This is a genomic window from Marmoricola sp. Leaf446 (assembly GCF_001424755.1).
Lineage (GTDB): Bacteria > Actinomycetota > Actinomycetes > Propionibacteriales > Nocardioidaceae > Marmoricola.
Map to the genome: position 1 here is coordinate 232,221 of NZ_LMRF01000005.1, position 16,380 is coordinate 248,600.

Genomic DNA, 16,380 nt, shown 5'->3' on the forward strand with positions numbered 1-16,380 from the left:
TCGTTAGGGCGGCGGGTGACCGGGGCCACGCCCACCTCACCCTTTCGGTGGTGGTGGAAGTTCAACAGCATGTTGAAGTATGTTCTGGGTAACCACTGATTACTTCAACAAGCTGGTCGCACGGGCGGTCGGCACCCACCACGAGGAGCACCCCCATGGCCGCCATCCTGTTCGGTTCGATCAGCAGTGTCGCCGACACCTCCGAGCTGCAGCGCGAGTCCTTCAACGAGGCGTTCGCCCAGCACGGTCTCGACTGGCGCTGGGAGCACGACGACTACGTCGCGATGCTCGAGTCCAGCGGCGGGGCCGACCGCGTCGCGGCGTACGCGAAGGAGCGCGGCGAGGAGGTCGACGCCCAGGCCGTGCACGCCACCAAGTCCTCGATCTTCCAGGACAAGCTGATCAGCGAAGGCGTGGAGCCCCGCCCCGGCGTCGTGGAGACCATCGAGGCCGCGCACCGCGAGGGCCTCAAGGTCGGCCTGGTCACCACCACCAGCCCCGACAACATCGACGCCCTGGTCACCGCGCTGCGTCCCCACGTCGACCTGCGCGGCTTCGACGTCGTCGTCGACGTCACCCAGGTCGAGCAGCCCAAGCCCGACCGCGACGCCTATGCCTTCGCCCTCGACCGGCTCGACGAGCAGGCCGGTGCCTGCGTCGCGATCGAGGACAACCTCGGCGGCGTCCAGGCGGCCACCGCCGCCGGCGTGACCGTCATCGCCTTCCCCAACACCAACACCGCGGGCCACGACTTCGCCGGCGCGCACTCCCGCGTGGACAAGCTCGACGCCGCCGCCCTCGTCGGCCTGGCACAGAGCGCCTGACCCACCCGGACCTCGATCCCAGACCCGAGAAGAGGAACCCCATGTCCAGCGTGCACGCGACCCTCGAGGCCACCGACTCGGCCTTCCACGTCTCCGGCCGGGAGTCGATCGACTTCAGCCTGGTCTACAGCCGTGGCGTCTTCGACCTCGACAACCCCGAGCTGGCCGACACCTACCGTGACTACGGCCGCTGCCTGGCCGTCGTCGACGAGCAGGTGAATGCGCTCCACGGCGAGCGGCTGACGGCGTACTTCGCCCATCACGGCATCGACCTCACCGTGTTCGCGATCAAGATCGGAGAGCAGCGCAAGACGCTCGCCACGGTCGAGAAGATCGTCGACGCCTTCGCCGACTTCGGACTGCTGCGCAAGGAGCCGGTGCTGGTGATCGGCGGCGGGCTCACCACCGACGTCGCCGGGTTCGCCTGCGCGTCGTACCGCCGGAGCACCAACTACATCCGCATCCCCACCACCCTGATCGGGCTCATCGACGCCAGCGTCTCGATCAAGGTCGCGGTCAACCACGGCAAGCACAAGAACCGGCTCGGCGCCTACCACGCGTCGCAGAAGGTGCTGCTCGACTTCAGCCTGCTGGAGACCCTGCCCGAGGACCAGGTCCGCAACGGGATGGCCGAGCTCATCAAGATCGCGGTCGTGGCCAACGCCGACATCTTCGACCTGCTGGAGAAGTACGGCGAGGAGCTGCTGCGCACCCGCTTCGGCCACCTCGACGGCAACGACCAGCTGCGCGAGGTCGCCGACACGATCACCTACGAGGCGATCAGGACGATGCTCACCCTCGAGGTGCCCAACCTGCACGAGCTCGACCTTGACCGGGTGATCGCCTACGGCCACACCTGGAGCCCGACGCTCGAGCTCACGCCCGAGGTGCCCTACTTCCACGGCCACGCCATCAACGTCGACATGGCGTTCTCGGCCTCGGTGGCCCACGAGCTGGGCTACGTCTCGGAGATCGAGCGCGACCGCATCCTCGGCGTGATGAGCAGCATCGGGCTCGCGCTCGACAGCCCGCACCTCACGCCCGAGCTGCTGCGCAAGGGCACCGAGTCGATCATGCAGACCCGCGACGGCCTGCTGCGCGCCGCGCTGCCGCAGCCGATCGGCACCTGCGTGTTCGCCAACGACCTCGATGCCGACCAGCTCGACGGCATGCTGACGCGTCACAAGGAGCTGGTGCGGGGCTACCCGCGCCAGGGCGAGGGCCAGGACATGTTCACCTCGCCGGCGGCATGACCACGACCCGCACCACCCCACGACCGGTCACGCCGCTGGCCATCCTCGCGGCGAGCCTCGACGACGTCGTGGCCCGTCTCGACGAGGCCGGGGCCGGTCCCGACGGCGTCGCGCTGGATCCCGCCCTGGGCTCGGAGATCCGGCGCGCCGCCGCCCTGGCCGCGGGCCTCGACCCCTACACCGCCGCCCTGTCCACTCCCGAGTCGCCCGCCCTCCGCGCATTGTCGGAGCGCACCGCGGCCGAGGACTGGGCGGGCGACGGCTCCGGGCTCGAGCAGGAGATGCTGTCGGGCCACCTGGAGGGCCAGCTGCTCAAGATGCTGGTGCACGTCACCCGCGCCCGGCAGGTGCTGGAGATCGGGATGTTCACCGGCTACTCCGCGCTGGCCATGGCCGAGGCCGTCCAGGAGGTCGCGGGCGAGGAGGGCGTGGTCGTCGCGTGCGAGATCGACGAACGCGTCGCGGCGCTGGCGCAGGAGTGCTTCGAGGCCTCCCCGGCCGGCGACCGGATCGACGTCCACGTCGGGCCGGCAATGGACACGCTCCACGCCCTCGCCGACGCGGGCGCGCGCTTCGACCTGGTGTTCCTCGACGCCGACAAGGCGGGGTACGCCGACTACCTCCGCGCGCTGCTCGACACCGGCCTGCTCGCCCGCCGCGGGCTGCTGGTCGTCGACAACACGCTGATGCAGGGCCAGCCCTGGACCGGCGAGGCGACGCCCAACGGCGAGGCCATCGCGGCGTTCAACCAGGTCCTCGCCGACGACCCCCGGGTGGAGCAGGTCGTGCTGCCGGTCCGCGACGGCGTCACCCTCGTGCGCCGCACCGCCGGATGACCCGCCTCGCCCACTCCGCCCGCACGCTCGGCGCGATGGGCCTGCTCGGTCTGGCGCTGCCGGTCAACGCCGCGCTGACCACGACCGCGCTGGTGCGCGGATGGGCTCGACCGGCGGCCTCCGCGGACCCCCGCCGGTCGAGCCCGTCGCGACCCCGCACCGTGATGGTGAGCGGCGGCAAGATGACCAAGGCGCTGGCGCTGTGCCGCGCCTTCCACGCCGCCGGTCACCGGGTCGTGCTGGTGGAGTCCGCGCGCTACCGGCTCACCGGGCACCGGTTCTCGCGCGCGGTCGACGCCTTCCACACCATCCCCGACGCCGGGTCACCCGACTACGCCGACGCCCTCGAGGCGATCGTCCGTGCCGAGGGCGTCGACGTCTACGTGCCCGTCTGCAGCCCCGCCTCGAGCATCGCCGACGCCCGGGCCAAGAAGCAGCTGGAGCAGGTCTGCGAGGTCGTGCACCTCGACCCCGACCGGCTGGAGCTGGTCGACGACAAGTTCCGCTTCGCCCGGGCCGCGGCCGCGGCCGGGCTGGGGGTGCCGGACACGCACCTGGTCACCGACGCCCAGCAGGTCCTCGACCACGACTTCTCCGGCGCCACCCGGCCCTACATCCTCAAGTCCATCGCCTACGACCCCGTGCACCGGCTCGACCTGACCCGGCTGCCTCATCGCGACATGGAGGCCTTCGTGCGCTCGCTGCCCATCAGCGAGGCCAACCCGTGGATCCTCCAGGAGTTCGTCGAGGGCACGGAGTACTGCACCCACTCCACCGTCCGCGACGGCCGCCTCACCGTCTACTGCTGCTGCGAGTCCTCGGCCTTCCAGGTCAACTACGACCACGTCGAGCACCCCGGCATCCGCGCGTGGGTCGACACCTTCGTCGGCGAGGCGGGCCTGACCGGCCAGGTCTCGCTCGACTTCATCGTCGACGAGCACGACGAGGTGTTCGCGATCGAGTGCAACCCGCGCACCCACTCCGCCATCACGCTGCTCCACGACCACCCCGGCGTCGCCGCGGCCTACCTCGAGGACGACCCGGACGCCGAGGTCGTGGTGCCGACGGCGGCCGGCCGGCCGACGTACTGGACCTACCACGAGCTCTGGCGGCTGCTGGCCGAGCGCGGTCGCCGGGAGCGGCTGCGGGTGCTGCGCGAGGGCACCGACGCGATCTTCGACTGGGACGACCCGCTGCCGTTCCTCGTGGAGCACCACGTGCAGGTGCCGTGGCTGCTGCTGCGCAGCCTGGTCGAGGGCCGGCCGTGGCTGCGCGTGGACTTCAACATCGGCAAGCTCGTGGAGGCCGGGGGTGACTGAGCGGACCGGACGCCTGCGCGTGCTCCACCTCGTCGGCTCCCCCACGTCCCCGCAGATGGCCGAGCTCTCGCTGTTGTACGCCGCGGACTGCCTCGCCGCCACCCACGACCCCGAGCACCACGAGGTGCTCGTCGCCCACGTCTCGCCGGACGGCTCCTGGCGCTTCCCGGCCGACCTCGCGCCGGCCACCGTCGCCGCCGCCCCGGCGCTCGGCCTCGACGAGGCGCTGTCCCGGCTGCGCACGGAGGCCCCCGACGTCGCCGTGCCCCAGATGTTCTGCTTCGCCGGCATGACGACCTACCGTGCGCTGCTCGACCTGCTCGGCATCCCCTTCGTCGGCAACGCCCCCGACGTGATGGCCCTGACCGCCCACAAGGCCCGCGCCAAGGCCGTCGTCGCGGCCGCCGGCGTGCGGGTGCCGGCGGGCGAGGTGCTCGCGCCCGCGGAGCGGCCCACGGTCGGCCTCCCGGCGGTCGTGAAGCCGGTCGACGCCGACAACTCCTCGGGCGTCACGCTGGTGCGCGAGGCGTCGGAGTGGGACGTCGCGCTCGCGGCCGCCCGCGAGCACGGGCGCGACGTGCTGCTCGAGGAGTACGTCGAGCTCGGCCGCGAGGTCCGCTGCGGCGTCCTCGAGGTCGACGGCGAGCTGGTCGGCCTGCCCCTGGAGGAGTACGCCGTGGACCGCGACACCAAGCCGGTCCGCGACGCCTCCGACAAGCTGCGCCGCGACCCGACCGAGGACGGCGAGGGCAGCCTCGCCCTGGTGGCCAAGACCGAGGAGCACGCCTGGATCGTGGACCCGGCCGACCCGCTCACCGCGCGCGTCCACCGGGCGGCGTACGCCGCTCACCGTGCCCTGGGCTGTCGCGACTACAGCCTGTTCGACTTCCGGGTCGACGCCCACGGGGAGCCGTGGTTCCTCGAGGCCGGGCTCTACTGCTCCTACGCCACCACCAGCGTCGTCGCCGTGATGGCCGCCGCCGCCGGTACCCCCCTGCCCGACCTGTTCCGCGCCGGCCTCGACCAGGCCCTGGCGCGGGGCGCCCACCGATGAGGAGCACCCCATGAGGACCACCGCCACCGAGCCCGTCGGCGTCGAGGTCACCGACCTCGACCTGCGCGAGGTCAGCGACGCCGAGGTCGAGCAGCTCCGGCTGCTGCTGGCCGAGCGCGGCGTCGCCGTCTTCCCCGGCCAGGACGTCGACGACGAGTCGTTCGTGGCGTTCCTGCGCCGCTTCGGCGACCTCGCCTTCACGGTCGGCGAGACCCCGGTGGAGGGCTGCCCGGACCTCAACCTGATCAGCAACGTCGGGCGCACCACCCCGCCGCGCAGCCAGTTCCACGTCGACTCCAGCTACCTGCGCGTGCCGCCGGCGTACACCGCCCTGCGCACCGTCACCATCCCCGACGAGGGCGGCGAGACCCTGTTCACCAACCAGTACGTCGCCCACGACACGCTGCCCGCGGACCTGCGCGAGCAGCTCGAGGGCCGACGCATCACCCACGTCGTGACCGGGCTCGACCTCGACGACGACGAGGAGACCCAGGCCCAGCACCCGGTGTTCCGGCCGCACCCGGTGACCGGGCGTCCCGCGCTCTACCTCTCCACCGCCGCCCGCTGCGCCTCGATCAGCGGCATGGACGAGGCGGAGACGCAGGCGGTGGTGGCGCGGCTGCTCGAGCACTCCACCCGCCCGGAGAACACGTTGCGCCACGCCTGGTCGCCCGGCGACGTGGTGATGTGGGACAACGCCGTGGTGATGCACAAGGCCGACCACTCCGGCGTCGTGGGCGACCGCGTGATGCACCGCGGCATGGTCGCGGGGCACGGGTCGGAGGCCGGCTCCGGCGAGGACCACCCGGGCTGGTGAGCGCGCCCGACCCGGTGGCGCTCACCCCTACAGGTGGTTCTGCGCCCCAGGATTGCGCACCGCCCCCCTCCCAGGGTTACGTTGTAAGCCGGGCACCAGCCTGGAACCACAGGAATCGCTGTAGACACCGGCGACGTCTGAGACCGACACCCCTAAGCGGTGAGCTCATGACCTCGCTCCTCCCCCAGCCCTCCACCTCGCCGGACGTCGCGGCAATCGCGACCACGACGCCGGACGACGTCCCCGTCGGTGCCGTCGCGCCCCCGCGCAACCGCCGCTCGCTGCGCACCTCCGAGCTCTTCGCCGAGCTCGCGGGCACCGACGACGAGGCCGAGCGCGCCCGGATCCTCGAGGCGGTCCTCGTCCTCAACATCCCGGTCGCCGAGTCCATCGCGTCGCGCTACCGCGGCCGCGGCGTCGGCGACGACGACCTCGAGGGCGTGGCCCGGCTCGCGCTCGTCAAGGCCGTACGCCGCTACGACACCGGCTCGGGCCACGACTTCCTCTCCTTCGCGGTGCCGACCATCCGCGGCGAGATCAAGCGCTACTTCCGCGACTCCGGCTGGATGATCCGGCCGCCGCGCCGGATCCAGGAGGTCCAGGCCGGCATCGCCGCGGTCGAGAGCGAGCTGGGCGCCCGGCTCGGCACCTCGCCCCGGCCCAGCGAGCTGGCTGCGGCCCTCGAGGTCGACCTGAGCGACGTCGAGGAGGCGCTGGCCGCCCGCGGCTGCTTCGTCCCGGCGTCGCTGGACCGACCCGTCGGCGAGGCCGGCGAGATGCCGCTGGCCGACCTGCTGGGCGACGTCGACCCCGCGCAGGGCGCCGCCGAGGCGCGCGCGGTGCTGGGACCGCTGGTGAGCCGGCTCTCCGAGCGCGACCGGCGCGTCATCGAGCTGCGCTTCTTCTCCGGGCTCACCCAGCGCGAGATCGCCGAGGACATCGGGGTGACGCAGATGCAGGTCTCCCGCCTGCTGAGCCGGATCCTGCGCGACCTGCGCCGTGGTCTGGAGAGCGTCCCCGAGACCCTGGTCGAGGCCCGCTAGCGTCGGAGGGCACGACACCGGGCGCACCGCGCCCCCACCACCGAGGAGCGACATGGCAGCCGAGCCCGGACCCGACCTCGCGCGTCTGCTGGCCCGCGTCAGCCGCGAGCTGATGGAGGGCCCCGAGGACGAGTCCGCCGCCTCCCGGGCCGCGCGCCGGGCGCTCGACGTCGTGCCCGCCGCCGAGCACTGCAGCATCACGCTGCGCCGTCGCGGCGACCGTGTCGAGACGGTGGCGGCGACCTCGGTGCTGGCCGAGACCTGCGACGGCTTCCAGTACGACCTGGGCGAGGGGCCGTGCCTGGAGTCGGTCTGGGGGGACGAGGTGCACGTCAGCGACGACCTGCGCCGCGACGAGCGCTGGCCCCGGTGGTGCGCCCGGGTGGCCGAGTCGGGCGTCGGGTCGGTGCTCGCCGTACGCCTGGCCACCGAGCGCCGCACCATCGGCGCGCTCAACCTGTACGCCGAGCCGACCCACGCCTTCCGCGACCAGGACCGCGACGTCGCGCTGCTCTACGCCGTCCACGCCGCCAACGCCATCAGCTCCGCCGACGCCGTCGAGGGGCTCACCACCGCCATGGCCAGCCGCCACCTCATCGGCGTGGCCCAGGGCATCCTGATGCACCGCTACGACCTCGGGCTGGAGCAAGCCTTCGAGGTGCTGCGCCGCTACTCCAGCCACGAGAACCTCAAGCTGCGCGACCTCGCCCGCACCGTGGTCGAGCGCGGCGACCTGCCGGCCCCCGACGCCGCCGGTCCGCACTAGCCCCGTCGCTGCAGGGGCTTGGTCGCCGGCCCCTCCAGCACCTCGCCGTCGGGCGAGAACCGCGACCCGTGCAGCGGGCAGTCCCAGCTGCGCTCGGCGTCGTTCCACTTCAGCACGCCGCCGAGGTGGGTGCACAGGCCGACCACGGCGCAGCGCTCGCCGTCGGGCGCCGTGGAGCGGGCGGTGGGCAGGCCCGTCTCGCGGCCGACGACGCCCATGCCCTCCGGCGGCGCCTCGGGCACCCGTCGGGCGAGGCCGCGCACCGCCCCGGTGGCCACCGACAGGCCCACGCCGAGGTTGAGCCGCACCAGCTCGCCGACGTCGGAGGGGCTCAGGCGCGCGCCCCCCAGCCGCTGGGCCCACGAGGGCTCGGCGCCCAGGATGTCGCCGGTCAGCGTCAGGGCGGCGGCCACCGCGTTGGTCATGCCCCACTTCTCGAAGCCGGTGGCGAAGCGCAGGTGGCCGCCGCCGCGGGGCACCCGGCCGACGAAGGGCAGCGCGTCGTGCGGGGCGTAGTCCTGCGCGGACCAGCGGTGCGTCTCGACCGCACCGGGGAAGTGCTCGTGGGTCCAGTGGCGCAGCCGCTCGACGTGCTCGAGCTCGGAGCGGGTGCGTCCGACGGTGTGGCCGGCGCCGCCGACCAGCAGCAGCCGCTCGTCGCCGCGGGGCACGTCACGGATGGAGCGCGAGTCCGAGCCCGCCGAGAGGAACATCCCGTCGGGCGCGGGCACCGACCCGGCGCGGAAGGTGAGGGAGTAGGACCGCTGCGGCTCCACCCGGGCGAAGTGCAGCCCGCGGTCGAGCAGCGGCGCACCGGTGGCCAGCACGACCTCGCGGGCCCGCAGCTCGGTGGCGTCCTGCAGCCGCAGCACGGGGCCGTCGTCGACCCCACCGGCGGCCGAGGCGCCGACCACGCGCTGGCCCTGGTGCAGCGTGCCGCCGTGCGACCGCAGCTGCTGCACGAGCGCCTCGAGCACGTCCATCGGGTCGAACTGCGCCTGGTCGTCCAGCGCGGTGGCGCGGTGCACCGGGAAGGGCGCGTCGACCTCGCCGAGCAGCCGCACGGGCAGTCCCAGCGCGCTGGCGACGGCGTGCTCCTGCTCCACGGTCGAGACCTCGCTCTCGTCGGCCGCGTAGGTGTACGTCGTACGCCGCTGCACCGGCACGCCGTGCTCCTCGCAGAACCGCAGCAGCCAGGCGAATCCCTCGCGCTGCGACTCGACGTAGGCCATCGCCACCTGCTGCCCCTGGTGGCGGCGCACCCGCGAGAGGTGGGTGCCCTGGAGCAGCGACAGCTTGGCGGTGGTGTGGCCGGTGGTCACCGCTCCGACGTGGCGCGCCTCGACCAGCGTCACCCCGCGGCCGGCGCGGGCCAGCAGCAGCGCCGTGGTGAGGCCGGTCAGTCCGGCGCCGACCACGACGACGTCGTGGTCGCCCGGGGCCAGCGGGTCGGAGGCGATCGGGGCGGAGGTGTCGAGCCAGAGCGAAGCCATGTCGCCCGGTGCCCGTTCGCGGGCGGCCCACGCCCACCCGCGGGGGTGGAGTCCGACCCGCACCCACGGGTACCGGGGGACCCACGGCCACCGGCTCGGCGGTCGCCCCACGAGAGGAGCACCCGATGAAGGCAGTCACCTGGCAGGGCAAGCGCGACGTCCGCGTCGAGGAGGTCCCCGACCCCCGGATCGAGAAGCCCAACGACGCGATCGTGCGGGTCACCTCCAGCGGCTTGTGCGGCTCCGACCTGCACCTCTACGAGACGCTCGGCCCGTTCATGGGGCAGGGCGACGTCCTCGGCCACGAGCCGATGGGGATCGTGGAGGAGGTCGGCCCCGAGGCCGGCGACCTCGCGGTCGGCGACCGGGTGGTGATGCCGTTCCAGATCTGCTGCGGCCACTGCTGGATGTGCCAGCGGGGCCTGTTCACGCAGTGCGAGACCACCCAGGTCCGCGACCAGGGCATGGGCGCGGCGCTGTTCGGCTTCAGCAAGCTCTACGGCGAGGTCCCCGGTGGCCAGGCCGAGCTGCTGCGCGTCCCCGAGGCGCAGTTCATGCCGATCAAGGTGCCCCACGGCCCGCCCGACGAGCGGTTCCTGTTCCTCTCCGACGTGCTGCCCACCGCCTGGCAGTCCGTGGAGTACGCCGACACCCCCGAGGGCGGCACCCTGCTCGTCCTGGGCCTCGGCCCGATCGGCGACATGGCCTGCCGGATCGCGCTGCACCGCGGCCTGCGGGTGATCGGCGTCGACCGCGTCACCGAGCGCCTCGAGCGGGTCCGGCTGCGCGGCGCCGAGGTGCTCGACCTGCGCGAGGTCGACGACCTGGGCGAGGAGATCCGCTCCCGGACCGCCGGTCGCGGCGCCGACTCGGTCATCGACGCCGTCGGCATGGAGGCCCACGGGTCGCCCGTCGCCGAGCTGGGGCAGAAGCTGTTCAACGCCCTGCCCAAGCGACTCAGCGCCAGCATCATGGCCAAGGCCGGACTCGACCGGATGGCCGCGATCTACAGCGCCATCGACAGCGTCCGCCGCGGCGGCACCGTCTCGCTGATCGGCGTGTACGGCGGCCAGAGCGACCCGATGCCGCTGCTGACGATGTTCGACAAGCAGCTGCAGCTCCGGATGGGCCAGGCCAACGTGCGCCGGTGGAGCGACGACATCATGCCGCTGCTGACCGACGACTCCGACCCGCTCGGCACCGAGGACTTCGCGACCCACCGGGTGGCGCTGGCCGACGCCCCGGCGGCGTACGAGAAGTTCCAGAAGAAGCAGGACGGCGTCGTCAAGGTCGTCTTCGCGCCCTGATCGCGCCCGTCCCTCACCAGGCCGTGGCGGGTCGGGGCCACCTCGACCCGCTACGGTCCGCACGTGAACTCGCCCACGACGATCGTCTGGAGCAGCTTCGACGGCCGCTTCAGCGACAGCCCCCGCGCCCTCTACGAGCGCCTCCGCGCCGAGCGCGACGACCTCCACCACGTCTGGCTGGTCCGCGACGAGCTGCGCCACACCTTCCCCACCGACGTCACCCTGGTCACCAGCCGGACCCCCGAGGCGGCGCGGGCGCTGGAGTCGGCCGACCTCGTCTTCGCGAGCAGCCACATCGAGGTCGAGTGGGAGAAGAAGCCCGGGGCGACGTACGTCCAGACCTGGCACGGCACACCGCTGAAGACCGTGCACTGGGACGTGCTGTGGGCGCCCGAGGGCAAGCTCGAGCAGCTCGACCGCGACGTGCAGCGCTGGGACCTGCTGCTCGCCCCCAACCCGCACGCCACCCACTTCCTCTCCCAGGCCTTCCGGTGGGAGGGCGAGCTGCTGGAGTCGGGCTACCCCCGCAACGACGTGCTCGCCGCCCCCCGCCACGACGCGCGCCGCGCCGAGGTCCGCGAGGCGCTCGGCATCGACCCGGGGACCACCGTGGTGCTCTACGCCCCCACCTGGCGCGACGCGGAGGGCTACGACACCTCGCTCGACGTGCCCGTCCGGCTCGAGCTGGAGCAGTTCGGGGAGGCGCTCGGCGAGGACCACGTGCTGCTGCTGCGCGCCCACAACATGGTGGCCGGCCGCTGGCACGTCGACTCCCACGAGTGGCTGCGCGACGTCTCGCTGACCCCGCCCGACGTCGCCGACCTCTACTGCGCCGCCGACGTGATGGTCACCGACTACTCCTCGACGATGTTCGACTGGGCCGTCACCGGCCGGCCGCTGCTCTACCTCGCCTCCGACCTCGAGCAGTACGGCTCGGTCACCCGCGGCTTCTACCTCGACCTGTGGCCCGAGGCCCCCGGCCCGGTGCTGCGCTCCACCGAGGAGCTCCTCGCCGCGCTGGGCGACCTCCCGGCCGTCGAGCAGGAGTACGCCGCCCGCTACGCCGCCTTCCGCGAGCGCTTCACCCCGCACGAGGACGGCCACGCCACCGAGCGGGTCCTGCGCCACCTGGGGCTGATCGGCTGAGCCCACTCGTCCACCAGGTAAGGGTTACCTTGGTCGCCATGCACGCTCTCGTGGTCTCGACGACCCAGCTCACCCCCGGCATGGTCCGCGTCGTGCTCGGCGGGGAGGGTCTCGCCGGGTTCACGATGCCCGACGCGACCGATGCCTACGTCAACCTGGCGCTGCGGCCGGCCGGGGCGCCGTACGACGAGGTGTTCGACCCCAAGGCGGTCCGCGACGAGCACCCGAAGGACGTCTGGCCCGCGCGCCGCCGCTACACCGTGCGCGCCTGGGACGACGCCCGCCGGGAGCTCACGCTCGACTTCGTCGTCCACGGCGACCGCGGCGCGGCGGGACCGTGGGCCGCGCGGGCCGAGCCGGGTGACGTGCTGGTCCTCGAAGGTCCGGGCGGCGGCTACCGGCCCGATCCCGAGGTCGACTGGCACCTCATGATCGGCGACGAGTCGGCGCTGCCGGCGATCGCGGCCTCGCTGGAGGCGCTGCCGCCCGGCTCTCGGGCGGTGGTGCGGCTGGTCTGCGACTCGACGGCGCACCAGCTCCCGCTGTCCACCGACGCCGACCTCGACCTGCTCTGGGTGCACCGCGACCGGCCCGACGCGCTGCTCGAGTCCGTGCGCGCCATCGCGGCGCCGGAGGGACGGGTGCACGCCTTCGTGCACGGCGAGGCCGACGAGATCCGGGCGATCCGGGCCCACCTCCTCGGCGAGCGGGGCCTGACCCGGCAGGACATGTCGTGCTCGCCCTACTGGCGCCACGACATGGACGACGAGGCGTGGCGCCGCGTGAAGAAGGAGTTCGTGGCGGCCATGGAGGCCGACGCCCCCTGACGCCCACCGGTCCGGTGTGGCGTGCATCACTCCTCGGCGAGGTGGGTATAGGGCTGGCAGGGGGAGCTGGAAGGGAGGCCAGCGCGTGCACCTGCGCGCGCCCACGTCATGAGGACCACGAACAGCACGACCACCGGGGGCACCGTCCCGGAGCTGACCACCGACACCACCTCAGGGGCCGGGACCGACGGGTCCCCCACCCTCGAGCAGCTCGAGCGCGACGTCCGCGCGCTCGTGCCCGACCTGGTCGGGCTGAGCCTGTGCCGCAGCGGGCCCGACGGTCCGGTCACGCTCGAGGCGACCACCCGCCGGGTGCGCCTGCTCGACGCGCTGCAGCACCTCGACGGCGGACCCGCACCGACCCGTGACCGCGACGTCACGATCAGCCGCGCCCGCTGGCCGCACCTGGCCCGCGGCGCCGCCGAGGCCGGGGTGGGGAGCACCCGCGCGGCCACGGTCTGCGAGGGCGAGGTGGTCGTCGGCGAGGTCCACCTGTACGCCGCCGGCGACGACCCGTTCGCCGGCGTGGCCGACGACCTCGAGGCGCTGTTCGACGAGGCCCGGCTCTGCACCCGGGTGAGCGCGGCCCCGCCGTCGGAGGACACCCCGACCCAGGCCGCGCCGCGCTCGCTGCGGGGGGACGGCAAGGTGCACCGGGTCATCGGGCAGCTGTCGGTGCGGCTCGGGACCGACCCGATCGCGGCCTACGACCGGCTCGAGGCCTCGGCCCGCCGGGCCGGTGTCGGCTGCGAGGACCTCGCGGCCGTGCTGGTCGACCTGCGGCCCTAGGCCCGGCTCCTAGGACCGGCCCCGGCGCAGTCGCACGCCGGCCCCCTGCGCCACGGCCGTCAGCTCCGAGAGGTCGGCGACCACGAGGTCGGTGCCGGGGGCGCCCTCGGGCAGCGACACCCCGACCACGCGGGCCCCGGCGGCGACGCCGGCCTCGACGCCGGCCGGGCTGTCCTCGAGCACGACGCAGTCGGCCGGGTCGAGACCCAGCCGGGTGGCCGCCTCGACGTAGGGGTCCGGCGCCGGCTTGCCGTGGGCCACGTCGTCGGCGGTGACCAGCACGTCGGGCACCGGCAGCCCGGCCGCGCCCAGCCGGGCGAGCGCGAGCCGGCGCGTCGCCGAGGTGGCGACCGCCCACGGCAGCCCGGCCTCGGTGAGCGAGGTGAGCAGGGCGAGCGCGCCGGGCAACGCCACGGTCGCGCCCGAGGTGGAGAGCTCGAGCTCGTCGATCCGCTCGGTCGCCCGCACCACCTGGTCGGCGGGCAGCAGCGTGGCGACGGTGTCGGCCGCGCGCCGGCCGTGGATCAGTTCGAGCACGTGGGCGGCGTCGAGGTCGTGCTCCCCCGCCCACTGCGTCCACGCCTCGTTGCCGCTGGCGACCGAGTCGACCAGCACCCCGTCGTTGTCGAAGAGGAGTCCGGCGACGTCGAGGTGGGTCACGGGGAGGACGCTACGGGGCTCAGCCGAGCACCAGCACGACGCCCACGATCACCGGCACCGAGGCGAGCGTGGTCAGCAGCACCGAGTCCCGGGCCAGCGTCTCGGCCCGGCGGTAGCGGCTGGCGATGATGAAGATGTTCTGCGCGGTCGGCAGCGCGGCGGTCACGACCACCGCGACGAGGGCGGGCCCGTCGATGCCGAGCAGCACCGCCACGGCGTACGCCGTCAGCGGCTGCAGCAGCAGCTTGCAGGCCACGATCACGCCGAGCTCGGCGCGGGCGCCCGCCTGGGCCAGGCCGGGCCCCAGCCGCAGCGCGATGCCGTAGGCGAGCAGCATCATCGGGATCGCCATCGCGCCGACGAGCTCGACGGGCGCCTGCACCGCGGTGGGCAGCTGCCACCCGGTCGCGGCGAGCACCAGCCCGGCGACCGAGGCCAGCGTCAGCGGCGTGCGCAGCGGCTGGCTGGCCACCTGCAGCAGCCCGGTGCGCCCTCGGGTGCGGCTCTCCAGCACGGCGAGCGACAGCGGCTGCAGGAGCAGCAGCTGCACCAGCAGTGCGGGCACGACGGCGGCGGCGTTGCCGAGCACGTAGCCCGCGATCGCCAGCCCGAGGTTGCCGGCGTTGACGTAGGTCGAGCACAGCACCCCCACGAGCAGGCCGTCGAGGTCGCGGCGCAGCCACCACCCGGCGTACGCCGCGTAGGCGCCGCCGGCGACCACGACCGAGGCCAGCGCCGCGACGGTGCCGCCGACCAGGGCCGCGTCGAGGTCGGTGCCGGCCATCGTGGTGAGGATCAGCGCGGGCGAGGCCACCCAGAACGCCAGCCGGCTGAGCTCGCGCTGCGTGACCTCGGTGACCACGCCCAGGTGGGCGAGCAGCGCCCCCAGCCCGATGACGAGCGCCAGGGTGACGAAGCCGTTGAGCAGCGCCACCTCAGCCGCCGGTCGCGCGGCGCGACCGCGCGGCCGGCACGACGAGCGCCGAGGGCACCAGCACGACCGCCACCACCAGCAGCGCGTCGAGGGTGCCGACGCGGTCGGCGACGAACCCGATGAGCGGCGGACCGGAGAGGAACGCGGCGTACCCGATGGTGGAGACCACGCTCACCCGCGCGGCCGCCCGACGGGGGTCGTCGGCCGCGGCGCTCATCCCGACCGGGAAGCCCAGCGACGCCCCGAGGCCCCACAGCACGACCCCGACGACCACGAGCACGAGGCTCTGGCCGAGCACGATCAGCAGCACGCCGCCGCCCGCGGCCGCCATCGTGGCCCACAGCACCGGCACCCGGCCGAACCGGTCGAGCAGCACCGGGCCGCCCAGCCGACCAGCCGTCATCGCGGTCACGAACACCGCGAAGCCGGCGACGCCGACCCAGTCGGCCACGTCGTACCCGTCGACCAGCGCCAGCGCCAGCCAGTCGTTGGCCGTGCCCTCGGTCAGCGCCAGCGCCAGCACCATCAGGCCGATCAGCAGCGTGCGCGGCTCGGTCCAGGCCGACCACGACGACGGCGCCGGTCCCTCGTCGCCGCCCTGCGCCGCGACCTCGTCGGGCAGGAACCTGCGGGTGCAGACCAGCAGCACGGTCACCGCCAGGACGGCCAGCACGGGCAGGTGGCCCGCGGTGGGCACCCCCAGCCCGACGGCGGCCGCACCGACGGCCGAGCCCAGCACGGTGCCGAAGCTGAACGCGGCGTGGAAGCGCGGCATCACGGTGCGGCCCAGGTGCTGCTCGACGGCGGCGCCCTCGACGTTCATCCCGACGTCCCACACGCCGGTGCCGACGCCGTAGAGGAACAGTCCCACCGCCGCGACCGGCACCGAGGACACCCCGATCGCCACGGCGGTGAGCACGAGGCCGACGAGCGCGCTCAACCCGGCCACGCGCACGACGAGCGTGGTGCCCAGCCGCGAGATCAGCGCCCCCGACGTCGGCATCGACAGCAGCGACCCGGCGGCGATGGCCAGCAGCAGCAGGCCGAGCTGGCCGTTGTCGAGCCCCAGCGACCGCCGCGCCTCCGGGATCCGGGACACCCAGGTCGCGAACAGCAGCCCGTTGAGGAAGAAGGTCAGCGCCACCGCGTTGCGCGCCGCGAGGGTGCTCGCGCCGCCCGGGCCCGTCGGGCTCGTCGGGCTCGTGGAGGAGGGCCTGCTGGCGGTCGGTCCGGACACCGCACGAGCCTAGGTGGCCCACGGCGGGCGGCGGCACCGGGCGGGCCGCCGCCAGAAACCGGATTCCGTGCCGCG

16 protein-coding genes are annotated in these 16,380 nt (G+C 73.9%); 12 read left to right on the top strand and 4 right to left on the bottom strand.

Annotated elements, in window-relative coordinates; genetic code table 11:
• Nucleotides 1-155 precede the first annotated feature (155 nt).
• The 8 genes from ASG49_RS13830 (at nucleotide 156) to ASG49_RS13865 (ending at nucleotide 7,912) form a co-directional block, all read left to right on the top strand.
• A complete protein-coding gene (locus tag ASG49_RS13830) occupies nucleotides 156-824 on the top strand; it encodes an HAD family phosphatase (RefSeq protein WP_056542829.1) in 669 nt (222 codons plus the stop codon).
• Nucleotides 825-865: 41 nt separating this feature from the next.
• A complete protein-coding gene (locus ASG49_RS13835) occupies nucleotides 866-2,077 on the top strand; it encodes a sedoheptulose 7-phosphate cyclase (RefSeq protein WP_056542831.1) in 1,212 nt (403 codons plus the stop codon).
• Nucleotides 2,074-2,913 carry an O-methyltransferase gene (locus ASG49_RS13840; protein ID WP_056542833.1) on the top strand — a complete coding sequence of 280 codons (840 nt, stop codon included), beginning with the start codon at nucleotides 2,074-2,076 and terminating at the stop codon, nucleotides 2,911-2,913. Before ASG49_RS13835 ends, ASG49_RS13840 begins: the two co-directional genes overlap by 4 nt.
• Nucleotides 2,910-4,232: an ATP-grasp enzyme gene (locus tag ASG49_RS13845; protein WP_056542836.1), complete on the top strand. Its 1,323-nt coding sequence runs from the start codon at nucleotides 2,910-2,912 to the stop codon at nucleotides 4,230-4,232. The genes ASG49_RS13840 and ASG49_RS13845 overlap by 4 nt, the downstream gene beginning before the upstream one ends.
• A complete protein-coding gene (locus ASG49_RS13850) occupies nucleotides 4,225-5,286 on the top strand; it encodes a hypothetical protein (RefSeq protein WP_200936327.1) in 1,062 nt (353 codons plus the stop codon). Before ASG49_RS13845 ends, ASG49_RS13850 begins: the two co-directional genes overlap by 8 nt.
• 10 nt (nucleotides 5,287-5,296) lie before the next feature.
• A complete protein-coding gene (locus ASG49_RS13855; RefSeq protein ID WP_056542837.1) occupies nucleotides 5,297-6,103 on the top strand; it encodes a TauD/TfdA family dioxygenase in 807 nt (268 codons plus the stop codon).
• 167 nt (nucleotides 6,104-6,270) lie between these two features.
• On the top strand, nucleotides 6,271-7,146 hold the full coding sequence (locus ASG49_RS13860) for a sigma-70 family RNA polymerase sigma factor (protein ID WP_082534134.1): 876 nt from the start codon (nucleotides 6,271-6,273) through the stop codon (nucleotides 7,144-7,146).
• Between the two features lie 52 nt (nucleotides 7,147-7,198).
• A complete protein-coding gene (locus ASG49_RS13865) occupies nucleotides 7,199-7,912 on the top strand; it encodes a GAF and ANTAR domain-containing protein (protein WP_056542839.1) in 714 nt (237 codons plus the stop codon).
• Here ASG49_RS13865 and ASG49_RS13870 read toward each other — a convergent pair.
• On the bottom strand, nucleotides 7,909-9,405 hold the full coding sequence (locus ASG49_RS13870; protein WP_056542841.1) for an FAD-dependent oxidoreductase: 1,497 nt from the start codon (nucleotides 9,403-9,405) through the stop codon (nucleotides 7,909-7,911). The two genes, ASG49_RS13865 and ASG49_RS13870, sit on opposite strands and share 4 nt — an antisense overlap.
• Before the next feature lie 125 nt (nucleotides 9,406-9,530).
• Here ASG49_RS13870 and ASG49_RS13875 point away from each other — a divergent pair, with 125 nt between their 5' ends.
• The 4 genes from ASG49_RS13875 to ASG49_RS13890 all read left to right on the top strand — a co-directional run bounded on the left by ASG49_RS13875 (nucleotide 9,531) and on the right by ASG49_RS13890 (nucleotide 13,474).
• Nucleotides 9,531-10,712 carry an alcohol dehydrogenase catalytic domain-containing protein gene (locus tag ASG49_RS13875; RefSeq protein ID WP_056542843.1) on the top strand — a complete coding sequence of 394 codons (1,182 nt, stop codon included), beginning with the start codon at nucleotides 9,531-9,533 and terminating at the stop codon, nucleotides 10,710-10,712.
• A 63-nt stretch (nucleotides 10,713-10,775) separates the two neighbouring features.
• A complete protein-coding gene (locus ASG49_RS13880) occupies nucleotides 10,776-11,858 on the top strand; it encodes a CDP-glycerol glycerophosphotransferase family protein (protein ID WP_200936328.1) in 1,083 nt (360 codons plus the stop codon).
• Nucleotides 11,859-11,896: 38 nt separating this feature from the next.
• A complete protein-coding gene (locus ASG49_RS13885) occupies nucleotides 11,897-12,685 on the top strand; it encodes a siderophore-interacting protein (protein WP_056542845.1) in 789 nt (262 codons plus the stop codon).
• Between the two features lie 108 nt (nucleotides 12,686-12,793).
• Nucleotides 12,794-13,474, top strand: coding sequence for a hypothetical protein (locus tag ASG49_RS13890; protein WP_056542847.1), 681 nt, complete (start codon nucleotides 12,794-12,796; stop codon nucleotides 13,472-13,474).
• A gap of 9 nt (nucleotides 13,475-13,483) precedes the next feature.
• Here the strand turns inward: ASG49_RS13890 and ASG49_RS13895 are convergent, their stop codons facing one another.
• Genes ASG49_RS13895 through ASG49_RS13905 form a run of 3 tightly spaced genes read right to left on the bottom strand, consistent with a single transcriptional unit; the run spans nucleotide 13,484 to nucleotide 16,305 of the window.
• The gene (locus ASG49_RS13895; RefSeq protein WP_056542849.1) at nucleotides 13,484-14,134 is read right to left on the bottom strand and encodes an HAD-IA family hydrolase; all 651 of its coding nucleotides are present in this window, start codon (nucleotides 14,132-14,134) and stop codon (nucleotides 13,484-13,486) included.
• A gap of 19 nt (nucleotides 14,135-14,153) precedes the next feature.
• Nucleotides 14,154-15,068: an AEC family transporter gene (locus ASG49_RS13900; protein ID WP_056542851.1), complete on the bottom strand. Its 915-nt coding sequence runs from the start codon at nucleotides 15,066-15,068 to the stop codon at nucleotides 14,154-14,156.
• A gap of 1 nt (nucleotide 15,069) precedes the next feature.
• Nucleotides 15,070-16,305, bottom strand: a complete 1,236-nt coding sequence (locus tag ASG49_RS13905; RefSeq protein WP_156384346.1) for an MFS transporter — start codon at nucleotides 16,303-16,305, stop codon at nucleotides 15,070-15,072.
• Nucleotides 16,306-16,380 lie beyond the last annotated feature (75 nt).